This window comes from Acinetobacter sp. ANC 7912, assembly GCF_039862785.1.
GTDB lineage: Bacteria > Pseudomonadota > Gammaproteobacteria > Pseudomonadales > Moraxellaceae > Acinetobacter > Acinetobacter thermotolerans.
In genome coordinates, this window is record NZ_CP156795.1 from 1791705 (window position 1) to 1806327 (window position 14623).

Here is a 14623-nt window from a genome sequence, read left to right on the forward strand (position 1 = left end):
CAATCCGCATCAATTCAAAGAACAATAAACAATTGACTATTCTAACAGCATTTCCGATAAAAAATTAGAGGAAGTTCGGATCATTTCTATCATGCAAATTACTGCTATAATAGAATAATCCCATCTACATTTACGTATGAAGTAATGATGAATAAGAAACTTTTAATCTGTGGCGCGCTTGCAACCGGACTTTTACTCACGGCATGTGTCAAGAAAGAAGCTCCAAAGGAAGAGGAACAGACTGAAGTTGCAGCATCGGAAGCAACACCAGTACAACAACCTGCATTAGAAACACAAAGCGCAGATCAGGATCAGCCTTTAATTGAAGAAGTGCCTGAAACAGTTGAAGTCATTCGTGAGGAAACTCCAAATACAACGACTGAAATTCGTCGCGAAACCCGCCCTGCAGAATCAAATTTAGCTCCAGTGCAAGCGCCTTCTGCTCCAGCGCAATCAGCACCAGCAGCGTCTCAGCCAGCGCAAGCACCTAAAGCGAAAGATACTGAGACTGAATACAAGCCTAAAACCAATTCAAGTTCAGCACAGTCTGAAGATGATGCCGTGGCAGACGCTATTGCTGCTGCAACACCAGCGTTGGATAACTAATTTATTAAAAACCAGTAAATTAGATATGCAAAAAAACCCAGCTTATGCTGGGTTTTTTAATGCGAGATAGACAGGTTCTTCTTCAGAATTAGCAGCTGGCTCAAGCACAGCTTCTTTTTCTATCTTTATTGCTTTCGATGACAGTTGTAATAGATATTGCGCCATCAGACGGGTCGCCCAGGATTCAGTTTTCATCAGACCTTCATAAAAACCGCAATGCCCGCCTTTCTTGGTGGTAATCACCATGATATTTGGCATCGCGCGAATCTTGTCCTTATAAGGCTCTAAATTATTGATATGACAAACTGGATCATCCTCTGCATTGAGAATCATCAATGGGATTTTGACATTTTCAAACACATAAATCGGATTGGTAGCCTTGGTATAGCTCTCATAGTCATCATAACCCGCCAACTGAAAATAAAGCTTTTCGAAGTCTGCCAGATCCTTGACAGAAAGCAGCTGTTCCCAAGTCGGAATGCTTTTCCAGACTTCCTGGTAGGGATGAATAAATTTTTCTAACAGTTTCTTGGCCATGTACTTGCTATAGAATGGATGCACATAGGCAAAACCAGTTTCGGTGTTATAGCCCGGGCAAAGCGCAAAAGCAGCTTTGAGTGGTGTCTTCTCTCCTTCTTCTCCAAGATAGCGGACGAGCAAACCAGTACCCGCTGAGGAACCGACACCATATAAGTCAGACTGCGGGAATTTATTCTGAATATAACTTAATTGTTCACGCAAATCCTGGGTAGAACCAAACAGATTGATTTTCGGCACGGGCATTGGCAAATCAGCATGGCCACGGCGCAAACACAGCGCGACACGCCAACCGGTGTATAAGTGTAAATCCCGAACCAGCTCACCCATGGATTCTGGCGTGCCAGTAATCGTATGTAACAGCACAATCGTTGGTGTATCTGCTGGCAGGTTCAGCCCATACCAGGCAATCCCGGTAATACCGCCATCCGACATATTGAGCTGTTCAAGTGCATCATATTTTAATTTGATGCGTTTCTTTCTAATTAGATCGAAATACAGAATATGGGCATGCGCATTGGACAGCCACGGCGTCGGTCGGTACTTCTGTTTCAACTGTGGAAGACGATCAATCAGATCCTGAAATACCCCATTTGGATTGTAATAAAGCGTGGGCGTATCTGCGCCGATCAAACGATCAAAATACTCACCTGAAAGCTGAACTGCTTTTTTTATCAACATTTTCATTTGTCTTTCCATCCAGTTATCCTTCAGTGACTAACAAATTTCATGCCGGTTTGTATGATTGCTCCTGACTACGCCTACCTTTATTCTCAAGTTGTTTCTGTTCAGACTTTTTGCTGAAAGGCCATCATGCGTTGACCCATTTGCGCTGCCAGAGCTTCAAGTCCTGACTTCGGTCGAATCATCACTTCAAAATCGATAATTTTGCCGTCGTCATTAAATTGAATCATATCAACACCCTTTAGTTTCTTATCCCCCACATTTGCCGAAAATTCAAGCACAATATGGTTACCATCTTCCGAATAGGACGTCCGGTGATAGGTAAAATTCTCAAATACCTGGATCACATTAGTCAGAATGAAAAAGACGACAGGCTTACCCAAATATGGATTAAAAGCTACAGGCGAACGAAATACCACTTCATCTGCTAGCAGTTCATTCAGGATATTCATGTCACGGCTCTCTAGCATTTCGTGCCAGCGTGCAAGTGAGGTTTGGGTAGTTTCTAGGGTCATTTTTGGGGTCCTTTTTTATTTTAGTATTTTTAATTAAGTAGAGTGCCCCTTTGTAAAAGGGGGATTTAGGGGGATTCATATATTTAATAGTTAAATCCTCTCCCTAACCCTCTCCTTTGATAAAGGAGAGGGAACGTTGTGGAGCAACTTTCTTACATTACAATAAGTATGGAAACAAACATCATCATATAAAAGTACTTATTAATTAGATTCTCGCCGCCAACTCAGCACCCTGACGGATCGCACGTTTGGCATCCAGTTCACCGGCTTCTTTGGCACCGCCAATCAGATGCACATTTTTACCTGCCTGTTTCAAGTCATCATACATTGCAGTATAGGATTCCTGACCGGCACAGATAATCACGTTATCTACTTCCAGGACAGTTGGCTGACCGTTGACGGTGATATGCAGACCTTGGTCATCAATTTTTTCATAGCTGACACCCGGCAGCATTTTTACATTACGATGTTTCAAGCCAGTACGGTGAATCCAGCCCGTAGTTTTACCCAAACCGGAACCGACAGAAGCCGCTTTACGCTGCATCAGGTAAATTTCACGGCTTGACTGTTCCACTTTCGGCTGTTTTAAACCACCGACATGTTCATAACTGGTATCAATCCCCCATTCATCATAGAATTTTTGTGGATTGACGCTGCCACTCTCACCTTCATGACTCAGTAGCTCCGCAGTATCAAAGCCGATACCTCCGGCACCAATAATTGCCACACGTTGTCCCACAGGCTTACGCTCTTTGAGCACGTCCAGATAAGACAGCACTTTTGGATGATCAGCACCCGGAATATCCAGCCGACGTGGAGTCACACCTGTTGCAACGACTATGTCATCAAAGTTGGTTGAACTAAGCTCTTCGAAAGTCGCCGTATGGTTCAGTTTCAACTGAATACGTTGCTGCAGTTCGATCTGACGTTTAAAATAACGGATGGTTTCGTGAAATTCTTCTTTGCCCGGAATAGTCTTGGCAATATTAAACTGACCACCAATCTGATTCGATGCTTCAAAAATCGTGACATTATGACCACGACCCGCAGCATAAATCGCGAAACTTAAACCGGCTGGACCTGCGCCAATCACCGCGATATTTTTTGGTGTAGACACTTCCTTAAAGACCAGTTCAGTCTCATAACAAGCACGTGGATTCACCAGACAGGAAGCAATCTTCATCGAGAAAATATGATCCAGACAGGCCTGGTTACAGCCAATACAGGTGTTGATTTCATCACTACGACCTTGCTCGGCTTTCACCACAAATTCAGCATCCGCCAGCATTGGACGTGCCATAGAGATCATATCGGCATGACCCGCAGCCAAGACATATTCTGCCATTTCCGGGGTATTAATACGGTTGGAAGTAATTAAAGGCACCTTGACTGAACCTTTTAACTTTTCAGTCACCCAAGTAAAGGCAGCACGTGGCACTTTAGTGGCAATCGTTGGAATCCGCGCTTCATGCCAGCCAATGCCAGTATTAATAATCGTTGCACCCGCTTTTTCAATTTCTTGTGCCAGTTGAATGACTTCTTCTAGCGTTGAACCACCTTCCACCAGATCCAGCATTGACAGACGGTAAATAATAATAAAGTTCTCACCCACGCTTTCACGGGTACGGCGTACGATTTCAATCGGGAAACGGATCCGGTTTTCATAGCTCCCGCCCCATTCATCATCACGGTGGTTGGTACGTGCGGCAATAAATTCATTGATTAGGTAGCCTTCCGACCCCATGATTTCCACACCGTCATAACCGGCATATTGTGCCAAACGGGCGCAATTGGCGAAATCATCAATGGTTTGTTGTACTTCAGCTGATGTGAGTGCATGTGGTTTGACCGGATTAATGGGTGCCTGAATCGCAGATGGGGCAACGTTCTGTGCCTGATAAGAATAACGCCCAGTATGCAGAATCTGCATGGCGATCTTGCCACCCGCTTCATGCACAGCTTGGGTAATCACTTTATGCTTTTCAGCTTCTTCAATACTGTCCAACTTGGAACCACCCTGAAAGGTCACGCCATGATCATTCGGTGAAATACCACCTGTTACGATCAATGCCACACCGCCTTTGGCACGCTCAGCATAGAATGCCGCCATACGATCGTAACCACCCGGCGCTTCCTCTAACCCGACGTGCATGGAACCCATCAGGACCCGGTTTTTTAAAGTAGTAAAGCCCAAATCCAGGGGGGCAAGTAAATGCGGATACTTAGACATTTTGACTCCTTAGCGTGCCTGTTTAGCTGGCTATTTTTATCCTTGCCGATATGGAAATACCCTCATTCATCGGCTTTTATGCAACTTGTTGCAATAACTTATAGTTCAGAATTGCATTTTATGCAACATGTTGCATAATAATCCTGAGTCATTTTTTCTGAGACGTTTATGTCTTTATCGCATGTTCTATTGACCAGTTTGCTGGAAAAACCAAGTACCGGTATTGAGTTAGGACGCCGTTTTGACCGTTCGATGGGCTTTTTCTGGAATGCGACCCATCAGCAGATCTATCGTGAACTGAATGCCATGTTACAAAAAGGCTGGATCTCGACCATTGAAGATGAGGACAGTGGCTCACGCAAAAAGACCTATCAGGTCGAACGTCCCGGGCGTGAAGAACTAGCCAACTGGATGCTGCAACAAAGTCCACCAGCCCAGCTACGCGAAGAACTGATGGTGCGCTTACGCGCTGAAGCCCAACTTGGCAGTAATACCATTCTGCCGGAACTAGAACGTCATCTGGAGCTGCACCGGGAAAAACTGAATATTTACCAGCAAATTTTCACTAAAGATTTTGCAACAGCTGACGAACAGAACCGCACCTTGTATATTCATAAAATGATTCTGCAACTCGGCATCGACCTGGAAGAAGGTTGGATTGCCTGGTTAGAAACCATTATTCCAAAATTAAAACAATTCAATGATGCAGCTACTAGCTAGCATAGAACAAAAAGGACTCAGTCTATGTCATATTACAAAATGCCTGACGGCGAAATGCTTTTTGTACGCGAATATGGACAGGGTCAGCCCGTACTGGTGTTGTCTGGTCTTGGGATGTTGAGCTGGCAATGGGCCGCTTTCCTGTATCCACACCGGCACCAGTTCCGCTTTATTATTCCAGAATGGCGCGGTTTTGGCGCTTCCAGTGATTGCAAGATTCCCGATATGGATGCGATTTCTAGTCACTGGCTGGATGTACAATCCGTAATGCAGCAGTTAAATCTGGATAAGGTGATTGTGATCGCCTATTCGATGGGCGCGACAACCGCCATGCATGGCATGCAGTATGCAGATTTTGCCGAACATGTGACTGCCTATCTGCATATTGACCAGACGCCAAAAATCCCAGTCGATGACAGCTGGGCTTATGGCCTGTTTGGAGAACATCATCCGGTCTTTATTTCTCTTTTGACCCAGATTTCCGAATTACTGGCACAGCATCAGGATGTGAAATACATTAAAGATCTGGACAGCAACACCCGTCATCAGATCGCCAGACTCTGGCTACAGTTTATTGGCCTGCAAAATAACAATAAATATAGCCTGAAAGCCTTTGAATGGATTCTCAATCAGCCACGTCTACAAAGTCTGTTACTGCCATCGAATCGGGTCGATTATATGGCTTGGTATATCAATAATTATCTTTATCACAGGGAAGATTACCGTGCTGCAATTCAGAAACTGCAATGTCCAGTGACATTCCTGAGTGGTGCACAATCCAAACTCTATCCAGTTGAAGGCCAAACCCTAGTTGCGCAAAGTATCCCACACGCCAAACAGGTTCGTTTTGAAAAATCCGGGCATACCCCGCTGCTGACTGAACCAGTCAAATTCGGTAAGGAAATCGCAGCCTTCTTAAAAGGCAATGCGAACCAAAACAATCAGGCAGCTTGAAAGCGTAAGGAAACAAAATGAAAAAACTGGTGTTCTTCTCAGGTGCTGGCATGAGTGCCGAAAGCGGTATTAATACCTTCCGTGATAGTGATGGTTTATGGGAACAGCATCGCGTAGAAGATGTCGCAACACCGGATGCTTGGCGATGTAATCCTGCATTGGTACAGCGTTTCTATAATGAACGGCGCAAAAAGATCCTTGCTGCACAACCGAATGCCGCACATCAACTCATTGCTGAATTGGAAGATACCTATGACGTGCATGTAATTACCCAGAATATTGATGATCTGCATGAACGTGCTGGTAGTTCGAATGTTATTCACCTGCATGGCAATATCCGTCTTGCGAAAACTTCCGGACCGAAAGCCCAATACACCACCGAGTTTTATCCAATTGAAGGGGCTGAGCTGGATCTCAATAAACACTTCTGCAAGGATGGCTATCCGCTACGACCGCATGTGGTCTGGTTTGGTGAAGCGGTGCCAGCTTATGAAGAAGCTCAGGATTGTGTACAGGATGCCGATATTTTTATCGTGATAGGTACCAGCTTACAGGTCTATCCGGTCGCTGGTTTGGTGCAGGAAATTCCACCGAATTGCACGGCTTACTATATTGATCCCAAAGCCAATCAGCAGCACTTACCTCCTCAGTTCGAAAAGATTGCCATGACAGCGACTCAGGGCATGCAATATCTCAAAGATAAGCTACTGAATGAAGTTGCATAAGTGATAAAAAACAAAGTCTGCATTGACACCACGCAACAATGTATTTTTAATCCCTTCATTGTTGCGTAAATGGAATGAACTAATGCTGACGGACCTAGATGATTTTTATTGTTTTGCTCAAGTAGTCGAACATGGCGGTTTTAGTGCTGCAGAACGTGCCACAGACATTCCGAAATCTAAACTCAGTCGCCGGGTCTATAATCTGGAAGAACGTCTGGGTGTCCGTCTGATTCAGCGCAGTTCTCGCCATTTTGCCGTGACTGATATTGGCATGAATATTTACCGTCATGCCCAAGTCATGCTGAATGCCGCCCAAGCAGCCCATGATCTGGTCGATCATCTAAGTACAGAACCACGCGGCACGATTAAACTCAGCCTGCCCGTTTCCATCGCACAAAACGAAATGGCACGGATCCTTCCAGCCTTTTTAAAACAATATCCTGAAATCAAGATTCAGATGATGGTCACCAACCGTCGGGTCGATATTATTAATGAAGGTTTTGATATTGCCCTACGTGTTCGTTCCAGTCTGGATGATGATCCAAATCTGGTGATCCGTCAGTTCGACCAGATCGAGCAGCATCTGTTTGCCAGTCAAGGTTATCTGAATGAATTTGGTCACTTGAAAAATCCGGAAGAGCTCTCTGAGCATAAAATCCTGAGTATGGCGGAAGAACATACTGAACAATACTTGGTGCTCCATAACAGCACGCAGGAACAGAAAAAGATTCGGATTACGCCAACAGTCCTCGGCTCTGACCTAAACATGCTGGCCCAACTGGCGGCATCTGGTTGTGGCATTACCCTGTTACCGGATAACGTGGTGCAGCAATATGTGGAACGTGGTGAATTGGTACGAGTATTGCCGGAATGGAAAGCAGCGCATGGGATTTTCCATATGGTCTATCCATCCCGTCGTGGACTATTACCAGCTGTGCGGGTATTTATTGATTATCTGGTAGCACATTTACATCACGCTTAAAGGTTAGATCAGCTACATATCGTAAATACAAAAAAGGCCCATCCACAAGGGATGAGCCGTTCAGAGTCACTACAGCATTAAAACAATTCAATTTCTCTGGAGGAGACAAGGTGAATGTCTGCTCTAACCTTTCACTTTTCTAGTCATTCACCATGATTGAATAACCGAATCAGTGAGAGGTGTTGCAACTTCATGAACTCAAATATAGAGAATGAATCTCATTTACACCACTACAGCCTGTAAGCTTTTGTGTGTTCTTGCAAGTGTTTGTATAGGTTCGTTTACATTAAAAAAAGCACTGACTTGGGCTAAATCAATGCTTTTTTTTAAAACTGGACTTATAACGTTTTTTTAAATCTCAGGATAAGAACCTGTACCTTCTGGCCATGGAGATAACAGTTCAAAACCGGTATCTGTCACATAGACCATGTGTTCCCATTGTGCAGATAATGATTTGTCGGCAGTCACCACAGTCCAGCCATCTTTCAGCTCTTTCACGCGAGCTTTACCCAGGTTCACCATCGGCTCAATGGTAAATACCATACCTTTTTTCAACACAATGCCCTGACCCGGCTGACCATAGTGCAATACGTTTGGCTGTTCGTGATAGACCTTACCAATACCATGACCGCAATATTCACGTACAATGCTATAACCTTCACGATGTGCAACCGACTGGATCGCATGACCAACATCGCCTAAAGTTGCTCCAGGTTTTACTGCATGAATCCCAGCCACCATGGCTTCATAAGTGGTTTCCACCAGTTTTTTCGCTTCTGCTGATGGCTTACCGACATAGTACATCCGGCTGGTATCACCAAAGTAACCATCTTTAATGATCGCAACATCGATATTAATGATATCGCCATCTTTTAACACCACGTTTGGCGATGGAATACCATGACAAACCACTTCATTCGGTGAAATACAGGTGGTTTTGGTATAACCGTAATAACCCACATTCGCAGGAATCACTTTCAGGGTATTTACAATAAAGTCATTACAGAGATCATCCAGATATTCTGTCGTGACACCCGGCTTCACATGCTCCCCGATCATCGCTAAAACTTCTGCAGCCAGACGGCCAGATATACGAAGTTTTTCGATATCTTGTTCAGTTTTAAGAGTAATCGTAGAAACTCTCATGTGCTTATCCTCAATTTGAATCCATGAATTATAGTCCTTTTTTGTGAACAATGTCGCACATGAATTAGCACTATCGTGTAGCACGATTCGGCTGAAAGATAAAATCGATGACGATTTGTACAATTAAATTCTCTCTGCTTTTAAGCTTTTTGAAGCTTGAAACTTACTAAAAGTTTAATTATTAATAAATTTCAATTATATATTTCTACCAAATTTTAAATGATCATTTTTTCGATCATGGAGATCAGTAAAATCAAGGCTTTCAGCTAGAAAATAGACTCCAAAAAATACTCCTTTTCTACTAAAATCGTTTTCTTTTTTATCCATCTCCCTCTATGACAAGTCTCCGTACTCGAGATATTGTTGCTTTAGGTTTTATGACCTTTGCCTTATTTATTGGTGCAGGCAACATTATCTTTCCACCGATTGTGGCTCAACAAGCCGGTGAGCACGTATGGTTTGCTGCCTTAGGTTTTCTGATTACGGCAGTTGGCCTACCTGTCATCACCATTGTGGCATTATCCCGTGTTGAAGGTTCTATCCAGATCTTAAGTTCACCTCTCGGTAAGGCAGCCAGTCTGCTACTAACCGTGGTCTGCTATCTAGCTGTGGGCCCATTATTCGCAACTCCGCGTACTGCAACCGTTTCCTATGAAATCGGTTTCTCATCGCATTTCGGTACGGCACCCAGCAGCCTGCTGATCTATAGCGTGATCTATTTTTCGATCGTGACACTGGTTTCCCTATATCCAAATAAAATTCTGGATACTGTCGGCTACTTCCTGTCTCCATTGAAAATCATTGCCCTGATCATTCTGGGTGTGACCGCTTTTGTATTACCGACAAGCAATCCGCCGGCAGCCATCGGCAACTATGTATCTAGTCCTGTAACTGAAGGTGTTGTGAATGGTTATCTGACCATGGATACACTGGGTGCCCTGGTATTCGGGATCGTGATTGTGCGTGCGATTACATCTCGTGGCGTGACTGACGGTAAGCTGATCACCAAATATGCAGTCAATGCAGCCGTGATTTCAGGTATTGGCCTGACACTGGTTTATCTGAGTCTGTTTAAACTGGGCTTGGGCAGTCATGATATTGCTCCAAATGCCGAGAATGGCGCGATTATTCTACATGCCTATGTACAACATGCTTTTGGTGATATGGGCGCTTATTTCCTTGCAACCATGATCTTTATTGCCTGCATGGTGACTGCGATTGGCCTGACCTGTGCCTGCGCGGAATATTTCTCGTCGATTACCCGCATCCCTTATAAAGCCTTTGTGTTTATTCTGGTTGGATTTTCACTGGTGATTTCGAACTTAGGCTTGACCAAACTAATTGCCGTATCTGTGCCTGTGCTGAGTGCAATTTATCCGCCTGCAATTGCAGTGATCCTGCTGAGCTTTTGCGGACATTTCTTTAAAAAGCCTGCACATGTAGTCGCACCGACAACTTTGGTTGCCTTTATTTTCGGTATTTTTGATGGTTTGAAAGTCGCTGGATTTGAATTACCTGCAGCACTCCAGAATTTACCGCTTTCTGAACAAAATATGGCCTGGCTCATCCCTGCCCTGATTGTTCTTGTGATTACAGCTGTCATTGACCGCATCAGAAACTAATCTTTCCGTGCAGTGTCGATAAATCGGATTTTTACCCAAGATACGATTTAAGCGTGATCAATAATTGTCATGTTTTACCCAAACTGGCACTTATTGGTTCAAATCACTGTTTCAAGTTCAGTCTAAAAATTTAATTTGCTCATACACCCATCTTAATAAACTGCCTTTAAAGGTTGAGCTGAATAACAAAAATAAAAATATTTCCTGATTAAGTTATTTATTTTTAAAAATTTATCGTAATAAGCCTACACAAGTGAAGCTTCTGCTATCGAGCTCATACCTATTTTTACATTCCCTTCGCATTCAATGCCCATTCTTGGCGTAGTATTTGCTTCTTTCTGAGTGTACTTATCAGTTTTTAATGCTTTTAGAGACTGAAATAGTATAAGTGAACTGTAGAGTCGAAATAATTCATCTAAATCTACGACTAAAGAGAGGCAATAACGCCGTTCCAGTTATAGGGAGCTATTGAAAAGTTTCGATATTCGAAGTACAACTGTATATTCAATTCTGATTAAAAAGCTCAGTTTTGAATACCAATAACACTAAAAAATAGGAGGGATGGAGATGTTATCAGTACATTTCAATAAGCAAGTCTTCATTGACGCTCTTAAAGCCAATTCTAACCTTGTGGTGTTTTTAAGCACTACCTTTGCGCTTATGTTGACTTTAATTGTGCACTGCGTAATTCAAGGAAATTTAAAGCCAGAGTACTTAGCATATGCGCTGATCGTCTCGGCTGCATTTTATCTGTGGGTGGTCATTGACCAGAAATATCGCTAATCAATAAGAATATTGAGCCATATGGATGACCTGGCCACTCATCCATATGGTAGAAAAAATTTAAGGCCAATTTCCAGCAAAACACCTCCTATAAATATCTCCAATTCCTCCTAAAAAAGTCCCTGAATTACACCCAAAAGTAAAATACTGGTTCCTCCAAACTCCGCAACAATCAGCCCAATCATGAAGAGTGTCAAAACAAAGCCCGGCAAATGAAACTTACCTAATTGATGGGGTTGCTTGAACTGGTTGGTAGTGTCCTTTAAAAAGCCATGTAGTGCATAGGCACTAATCGCAAAGGTAAAAAAGGCTACATTTGCAACCACGCAAATCAGATTCACCTGTTCTGAAAAGGCTGAATAATGCGCCAGTACCGCCAAAATCAGGGTTGCCGGTGCATAAAGCAGACTACTGCGATGAGCAATATCAACATAATAGTGCGCACGTGACTGCGATGATCTACGGATTTGCAGGTATTTCCAGATGCCCGTCAGCATCCCCACCCATAAAAATATCCCGCTAAAAATAATTGCGATTCTGACTGCAAGGCTAAGTTCAATTGGCTGCATAGCTGATTCCATTCATTTCTTTTTTGACTTTTGGGTCATAGTTATCACACGTTTCTTTTGGGAACTTCTGTACATTATTCATGGTTATAAGTCCAAGAATAAGTGTAACGCATGTCAGAATTCGAAACATTGACTATCACGTGCAAGGATGGCTACCCATTGGCTGCACGCTTCTATGCAGCCAATTCAGCAGCCGAAGCAAAGTCCTACCCGGTGCTGGTCTGTCCAGCCACCGGAATTACCACACAGTTTTATCACAGCTTTAATTTATGGCTACAGGCGCAAGGCTACGCTGTTTTGTGTTTTGATTTCCGTGGTATTGGCAAGTCTTTATATGGCCCGCTGAAGCATTCGACTGCCAGTATTGTACAATGGGGTCAGTATGATATTCCTGCTGCGATTGATGCTTTAGTGGATAAAACGCAAGCTGAAAAAGTGATTCTGGTGGGTCATAGTGCTGGTGGTCAGTTGCTGGGGATCGTGCCGAATTATGACAAAGTTGCCAAAGTCGTGGCGGTATCTGGTTCAACTGGGCATATTAAAGGATTAAAAGGCCGTACCAAACTGCTCGCCCCGGTTATGTTTGATGTGATCTTTCCCCTATCACGTTTGACTTTGGGTTATGGCCCTACCAGTAAGATTGGCATGGGTGAGAATCTGCCGAAAGACGTAGCCAAACAATGGGCTCAGTTCTGTAGCAAGCCAGGTTATGTGATCAATGCGATTGGTAAAGCGGTGCCAAAAACAGAAGATCATCATAAACAGATCACCTGCCCAATTACAGTCCTATGGAGTTCGGATGATGAGATTGCTACTGAAGTCAATGTGAAAGATCTGATCCGTTTATATCCAAATGCCAAAACCAGCCATAAGGAACTGAATCCTGCTGCTTTGGGTCATCAGGCGATTGGTCATATGCTGATGTTTAAACGCAGCCACCAGAATTTATGGCCGATGATCGAACAGGAAATTGCTTCGATTCAATAATTATTCAAATTTGTGCTTTATATCATCAGGTTCGTAATTCGGCCTGATGGTCTTTTTATTTAGTATTACTTAGAACAGAAGTTTCATTATCTTTTACTGGGGTTTTATGTTCTAATGCACTTAGTATGAGATGAGCCTTATATGAGTATCACGCGAGTGGTACGACTAGCCCCGTTAATTTTCGAGATTACGGGGCTTTTTTATGGTCTTTGTTTTTCGATATATGACTGTTTCTCCGTATTTTTGAAACACCCAATCTTTTGCTTGTTGGTCGGTGACGTTTTCACACACATAGTAGTCATGATCCCAAGCTTCTTGATGGAAAATGACCTGTTTACGGTAGATAATTCGCTTGCCATTTTCAACGTATACAAAGCTGTCGCCTTGGTCTTTAATTTGGGTTCCGTTGAGGAAGCCGCCAATACAGAGGAAGCGGGATTGTAAGAGCATTATTATTACATCAACTTTCTAGTTCATTTTTCAATGTACGGATTAAAAGATTTATTTATTAAGCTATAAAGCACAACATAATAATGAAGGCTTATTTTTTAAAGTGTGAAAATTTTGGTTTTAAAATTAGATCTTCAATATTTTCCTAATATATTGTGGGTAGTCACCAGTAAAATATTCAATAATTAAAGGATTTTCATGTAAAAAATGTGTAATTAAATTTGACCATTGATCCACTGATATAGAACGTAAGCGTCCGCTGAACACACCTTATGAATTCATCCTATAAGCCTTAATTTAGTCCCCACTTAAAAACAAGTGGGGACTAAAATTTATGACTACAAATCACCAGACATCCATCGCATCTCTTGCGAAAAAACGAAGAACATACAGTGCTGAATTTAAACAGCAGATCGTTCAGGCTTGTAAAGCACCGGACGTTTCAATTGCTTCGGTCGCTTTGCAACATGGATTGAATACAAATCTTGTATCCAAATGGATTCGCTTAATTGATGGTAAGCCAGGGAATGATCGCTCACCACTACCGAATAAACCTGCATTTATTGCCTTATCTTGCTCTGCACCATTAGATCCTACTCCTACTGACATGTTAACGGTTCAAATTACTTTACCCCACTCAAAAGCAGAAATTGGCTTGAAATGGCAAGTATCAGAAATATCTGCTTTAGCAGAATTACTCAAGGTACTTGCAACATGATCCGCATTGATGAAATCTGGCTCTCCACCCAACCTCTGGATATGCGAGCAGGGATGGATACTATCATGGCTCAGGTGGTGAGAGCCTTTGGCTACATTAAACCGCATTGTGCTTACCTGTTCTGTAATAAACGTGGCCATCGCATGAAAGTGCTGGTACATGATGGACTGGGCATCTGGCTGTGTGCCCGGCGGCTGGAACAGGGAAAATTCCACTGGGCGCAGGTTCACCAGGGTGAAAGCATGGCGATCAGTCCGGAACAGTTACAGGCACTGATCCAGGGTTTACCTTGGCAGCGCATTGGACGACAGCAGGTGGTGACGATGCTTTAAACCAGGCTGTTCCATTCTGCTATTCTCCAAACGTTCTATTTCATTCTTCTCATGACCTCAGGC

Annotated in this window: 16 protein-coding genes and 1 pseudogene; 10 read left to right on the forward strand and 7 right to left on the reverse strand. The window is 43.2% G+C overall.

All coding sequences use genetic code 11. From position 1 onward, the window contains the following. Positions 1-144 precede the first annotated feature (144 nt). Positions 145-606, forward strand: coding sequence for an internalin (locus ABEF84_RS08860; protein ID WP_375730983.1), 462 nt, complete (start codon positions 145-147; stop codon positions 604-606). A gap of 42 nt (positions 607-648) precedes the next feature. Here ABEF84_RS08860 and ABEF84_RS08865 read toward each other — a convergent pair whose 3' ends face one another. The 3 genes from ABEF84_RS08865 to ABEF84_RS08875 form a co-directional block, all read right to left on the reverse strand. Next, complete coding sequence (locus ABEF84_RS08865) at positions 649-1830, reverse strand: YheT family hydrolase (protein WP_034584002.1); 1182 nt, start codon at positions 1828-1830, stop codon at positions 649-651. Between the two features lie 101 nt (positions 1831-1931). After that, positions 1932-2342 (reverse strand): nuclear transport factor 2 family protein, encoded by a 411-nt coding sequence (locus ABEF84_RS08870; protein ID WP_347456527.1) that lies wholly within the window; start codon positions 2340-2342, stop codon positions 1932-1934. A gap of 205 nt (positions 2343-2547) precedes the next feature. Then, positions 2548-4572, reverse strand: a complete 2025-nt coding sequence (locus ABEF84_RS08875) for an NADPH-dependent 2,4-dienoyl-CoA reductase (RefSeq protein ID WP_347456528.1) — start codon at positions 4570-4572, stop codon at positions 2548-2550. Between the two features lie 168 nt (positions 4573-4740). On the opposite strand from ABEF84_RS08875, the gene ABEF84_RS08880 reads away from it, so the two are divergent. The 4 genes from ABEF84_RS08880 (at position 4741) to ABEF84_RS08895 (ending at position 7953) form a co-directional block, all read left to right on the forward strand. Further along, positions 4741-5292, forward strand: a complete 552-nt coding sequence (locus tag ABEF84_RS08880; RefSeq protein ID WP_034584007.1) for a PadR family transcriptional regulator — start codon at positions 4741-4743, stop codon at positions 5290-5292. A 24-nt stretch (positions 5293-5316) separates the two neighbouring features. Beyond that, positions 5317-6246 (forward strand): alpha/beta fold hydrolase, encoded by a 930-nt coding sequence (locus tag ABEF84_RS08885; RefSeq protein ID WP_034584010.1) that lies wholly within the window; start codon positions 5317-5319, stop codon positions 6244-6246. A 17-nt stretch (positions 6247-6263) separates the two neighbouring features. Continuing rightward, the gene (locus ABEF84_RS08890; RefSeq protein ID WP_034584012.1) at positions 6264-6971 is read left to right on the forward strand and encodes a Sir2 family NAD-dependent protein deacetylase; all 708 of its coding nucleotides are present in this window, start codon (positions 6264-6266) and stop codon (positions 6969-6971) included. Between the two features lie 82 nt (positions 6972-7053). Next, positions 7054-7953, forward strand: coding sequence for a LysR substrate-binding domain-containing protein (locus ABEF84_RS08895; protein ID WP_034584015.1), 900 nt, complete (start codon positions 7054-7056; stop codon positions 7951-7953). A 351-nt stretch (positions 7954-8304) separates the two neighbouring features. On the opposite strand, the gene map is transcribed toward ABEF84_RS08895, so the two are convergent. Then, positions 8305-9099: a type I methionyl aminopeptidase gene (map, locus tag ABEF84_RS08900; RefSeq protein WP_347456529.1), complete on the reverse strand. Its 795-nt coding sequence runs from the start codon at positions 9097-9099 to the stop codon at positions 8305-8307. Between the two features lie 195 nt (positions 9100-9294). Continuing rightward, complete coding sequence (locus ABEF84_RS08905; RefSeq protein WP_347454912.1) at positions 9295-9426, reverse strand: hypothetical protein; 132 nt, start codon at positions 9424-9426, stop codon at positions 9295-9297. A gap of 8 nt (positions 9427-9434) precedes the next feature. Between ABEF84_RS08905 and brnQ the strand changes: the two genes are divergently transcribed. Together brnQ and ABEF84_RS08915 are read left to right on the forward strand one after the other, a co-directional pair. Then, positions 9435-10721: a branched-chain amino acid transport system II carrier protein gene (gene brnQ, locus ABEF84_RS08910; RefSeq protein ID WP_034584020.1), complete on the forward strand. Its 1287-nt coding sequence runs from the start codon at positions 9435-9437 to the stop codon at positions 10719-10721. A 567-nt stretch (positions 10722-11288) separates the two neighbouring features. Then, complete coding sequence (locus ABEF84_RS08915) at positions 11289-11504, forward strand: hypothetical protein (RefSeq protein ID WP_034584023.1); 216 nt, start codon at positions 11289-11291, stop codon at positions 11502-11504. A gap of 110 nt (positions 11505-11614) precedes the next feature. Here ABEF84_RS08915 and ABEF84_RS08920 read toward each other — a convergent pair whose 3' ends face one another. Next, on the reverse strand, positions 11615-12073 hold the full coding sequence (locus tag ABEF84_RS08920) for a hypothetical protein (RefSeq protein ID WP_347454163.1): 459 nt from the start codon (positions 12071-12073) through the stop codon (positions 11615-11617). A 111-nt stretch (positions 12074-12184) separates the two neighbouring features. Here ABEF84_RS08920 and ABEF84_RS08925 point away from each other — a divergent pair, with 111 nt between their 5' ends. Beyond that, the gene (locus tag ABEF84_RS08925; protein ID WP_347452736.1) at positions 12185-13060 is read left to right on the forward strand and encodes an alpha/beta fold hydrolase; all 876 of its coding nucleotides are present in this window, start codon (positions 12185-12187) and stop codon (positions 13058-13060) included. Between the two features lie 246 nt (positions 13061-13306). Here ABEF84_RS08925 and ABEF84_RS08930 read toward each other — a convergent pair. Beyond that, positions 13307-13510: pseudogene (locus tag ABEF84_RS08930) on the reverse strand (hypothetical protein); the annotation flags it as partial. 334 nt (positions 13511-13844) lie between these two features. Between ABEF84_RS08930 and tnpA the strand changes: the two are divergent. Together tnpA and tnpB are read left to right on the forward strand one after the other, a co-directional pair. Further along, entirely contained in the window at positions 13845-14228 is a 384-nt protein-coding gene (gene tnpA / locus ABEF84_RS08935) for an IS66-like element accessory protein TnpA (protein WP_347456530.1), read from the forward strand. Beyond that, the gene (gene tnpB / locus ABEF84_RS08940) at positions 14225-14560 is read left to right on the forward strand and encodes an IS66 family insertion sequence element accessory protein TnpB (RefSeq protein ID WP_004691519.1); all 336 of its coding nucleotides are present in this window, start codon (positions 14225-14227) and stop codon (positions 14558-14560) included. The genes tnpA and tnpB overlap by 4 nt, the downstream gene beginning before the upstream one ends. Positions 14561-14623: the final 63 nt, after the last annotated feature.

What these genes read in the sequence shown, in the direction of transcription:
- ABEF84_RS08870 (WP_347456527.1), bottom strand. Translation starts at nt 2,342, where the DNA reads ATGACCCTAGAAACTACCCAAACCTCACTTGCACGCTGGCACGAAATG.
- ABEF84_RS08890 (WP_034584012.1), top strand. Translation starts at nt 6,264, where the DNA reads ATGAAAAAACTGGTGTTCTTCTCAGGTGCTGGCATGAGTGCCGAAAGC.
- ABEF84_RS08860 (WP_375730983.1), top strand. Translation starts at nt 145, where the DNA reads ATGATGAATAAGAAACTTTTAATCTGTGGCGCGCTTGCAACCGGACTT.
- ABEF84_RS08920 (WP_347454163.1), bottom strand. Translation starts at nt 12,073, where the DNA reads ATGCAGCCAATTGAACTTAGCCTTGCAGTCAGAATCGCAATTATTTTT.
- ABEF84_RS08905 (WP_347454912.1), bottom strand. Translation starts at nt 9,426, where the DNA reads ATGGATAAAAAAGAAAACGATTTTAGTAGAAAAGGAGTATTTTTTGGA.
- tnpA (WP_347456530.1), top strand. Translation starts at nt 13,845, where the DNA reads ATGACTACAAATCACCAGACATCCATCGCATCTCTTGCGAAAAAACGA.
- brnQ (WP_034584020.1), top strand. Translation starts at nt 9,435, where the DNA reads ATGACAAGTCTCCGTACTCGAGATATTGTTGCTTTAGGTTTTATGACC.
- ABEF84_RS08880 (WP_034584007.1), top strand. Translation starts at nt 4,741, where the DNA reads ATGTCTTTATCGCATGTTCTATTGACCAGTTTGCTGGAAAAACCAAGT.
- ABEF84_RS08875 (WP_347456528.1), bottom strand. Translation starts at nt 4,572, where the DNA reads ATGTCTAAGTATCCGCATTTACTTGCCCCCCTGGATTTGGGCTTTACT.
- ABEF84_RS08865 (WP_034584002.1), bottom strand. Translation starts at nt 1,830, where the DNA reads ATGAAAATGTTGATAAAAAAAGCAGTTCAGCTTTCAGGTGAGTATTTT.
- ABEF84_RS08895 (WP_034584015.1), top strand. Translation starts at nt 7,054, where the DNA reads ATGCTGACGGACCTAGATGATTTTTATTGTTTTGCTCAAGTAGTCGAA.
- ABEF84_RS08925 (WP_347452736.1), top strand. Translation starts at nt 12,185, where the DNA reads ATGTCAGAATTCGAAACATTGACTATCACGTGCAAGGATGGCTACCCA.
- tnpB (WP_004691519.1), top strand. Translation starts at nt 14,225, where the DNA reads ATGATCCGCATTGATGAAATCTGGCTCTCCACCCAACCTCTGGATATG.
- ABEF84_RS08885 (WP_034584010.1), top strand. Translation starts at nt 5,317, where the DNA reads ATGTCATATTACAAAATGCCTGACGGCGAAATGCTTTTTGTACGCGAA.
- ABEF84_RS08915 (WP_034584023.1), top strand. Translation starts at nt 11,289, where the DNA reads ATGTTATCAGTACATTTCAATAAGCAAGTCTTCATTGACGCTCTTAAA.
- map (WP_347456529.1), bottom strand. Translation starts at nt 9,099, where the DNA reads ATGAGAGTTTCTACGATTACTCTTAAAACTGAACAAGATATCGAAAAA.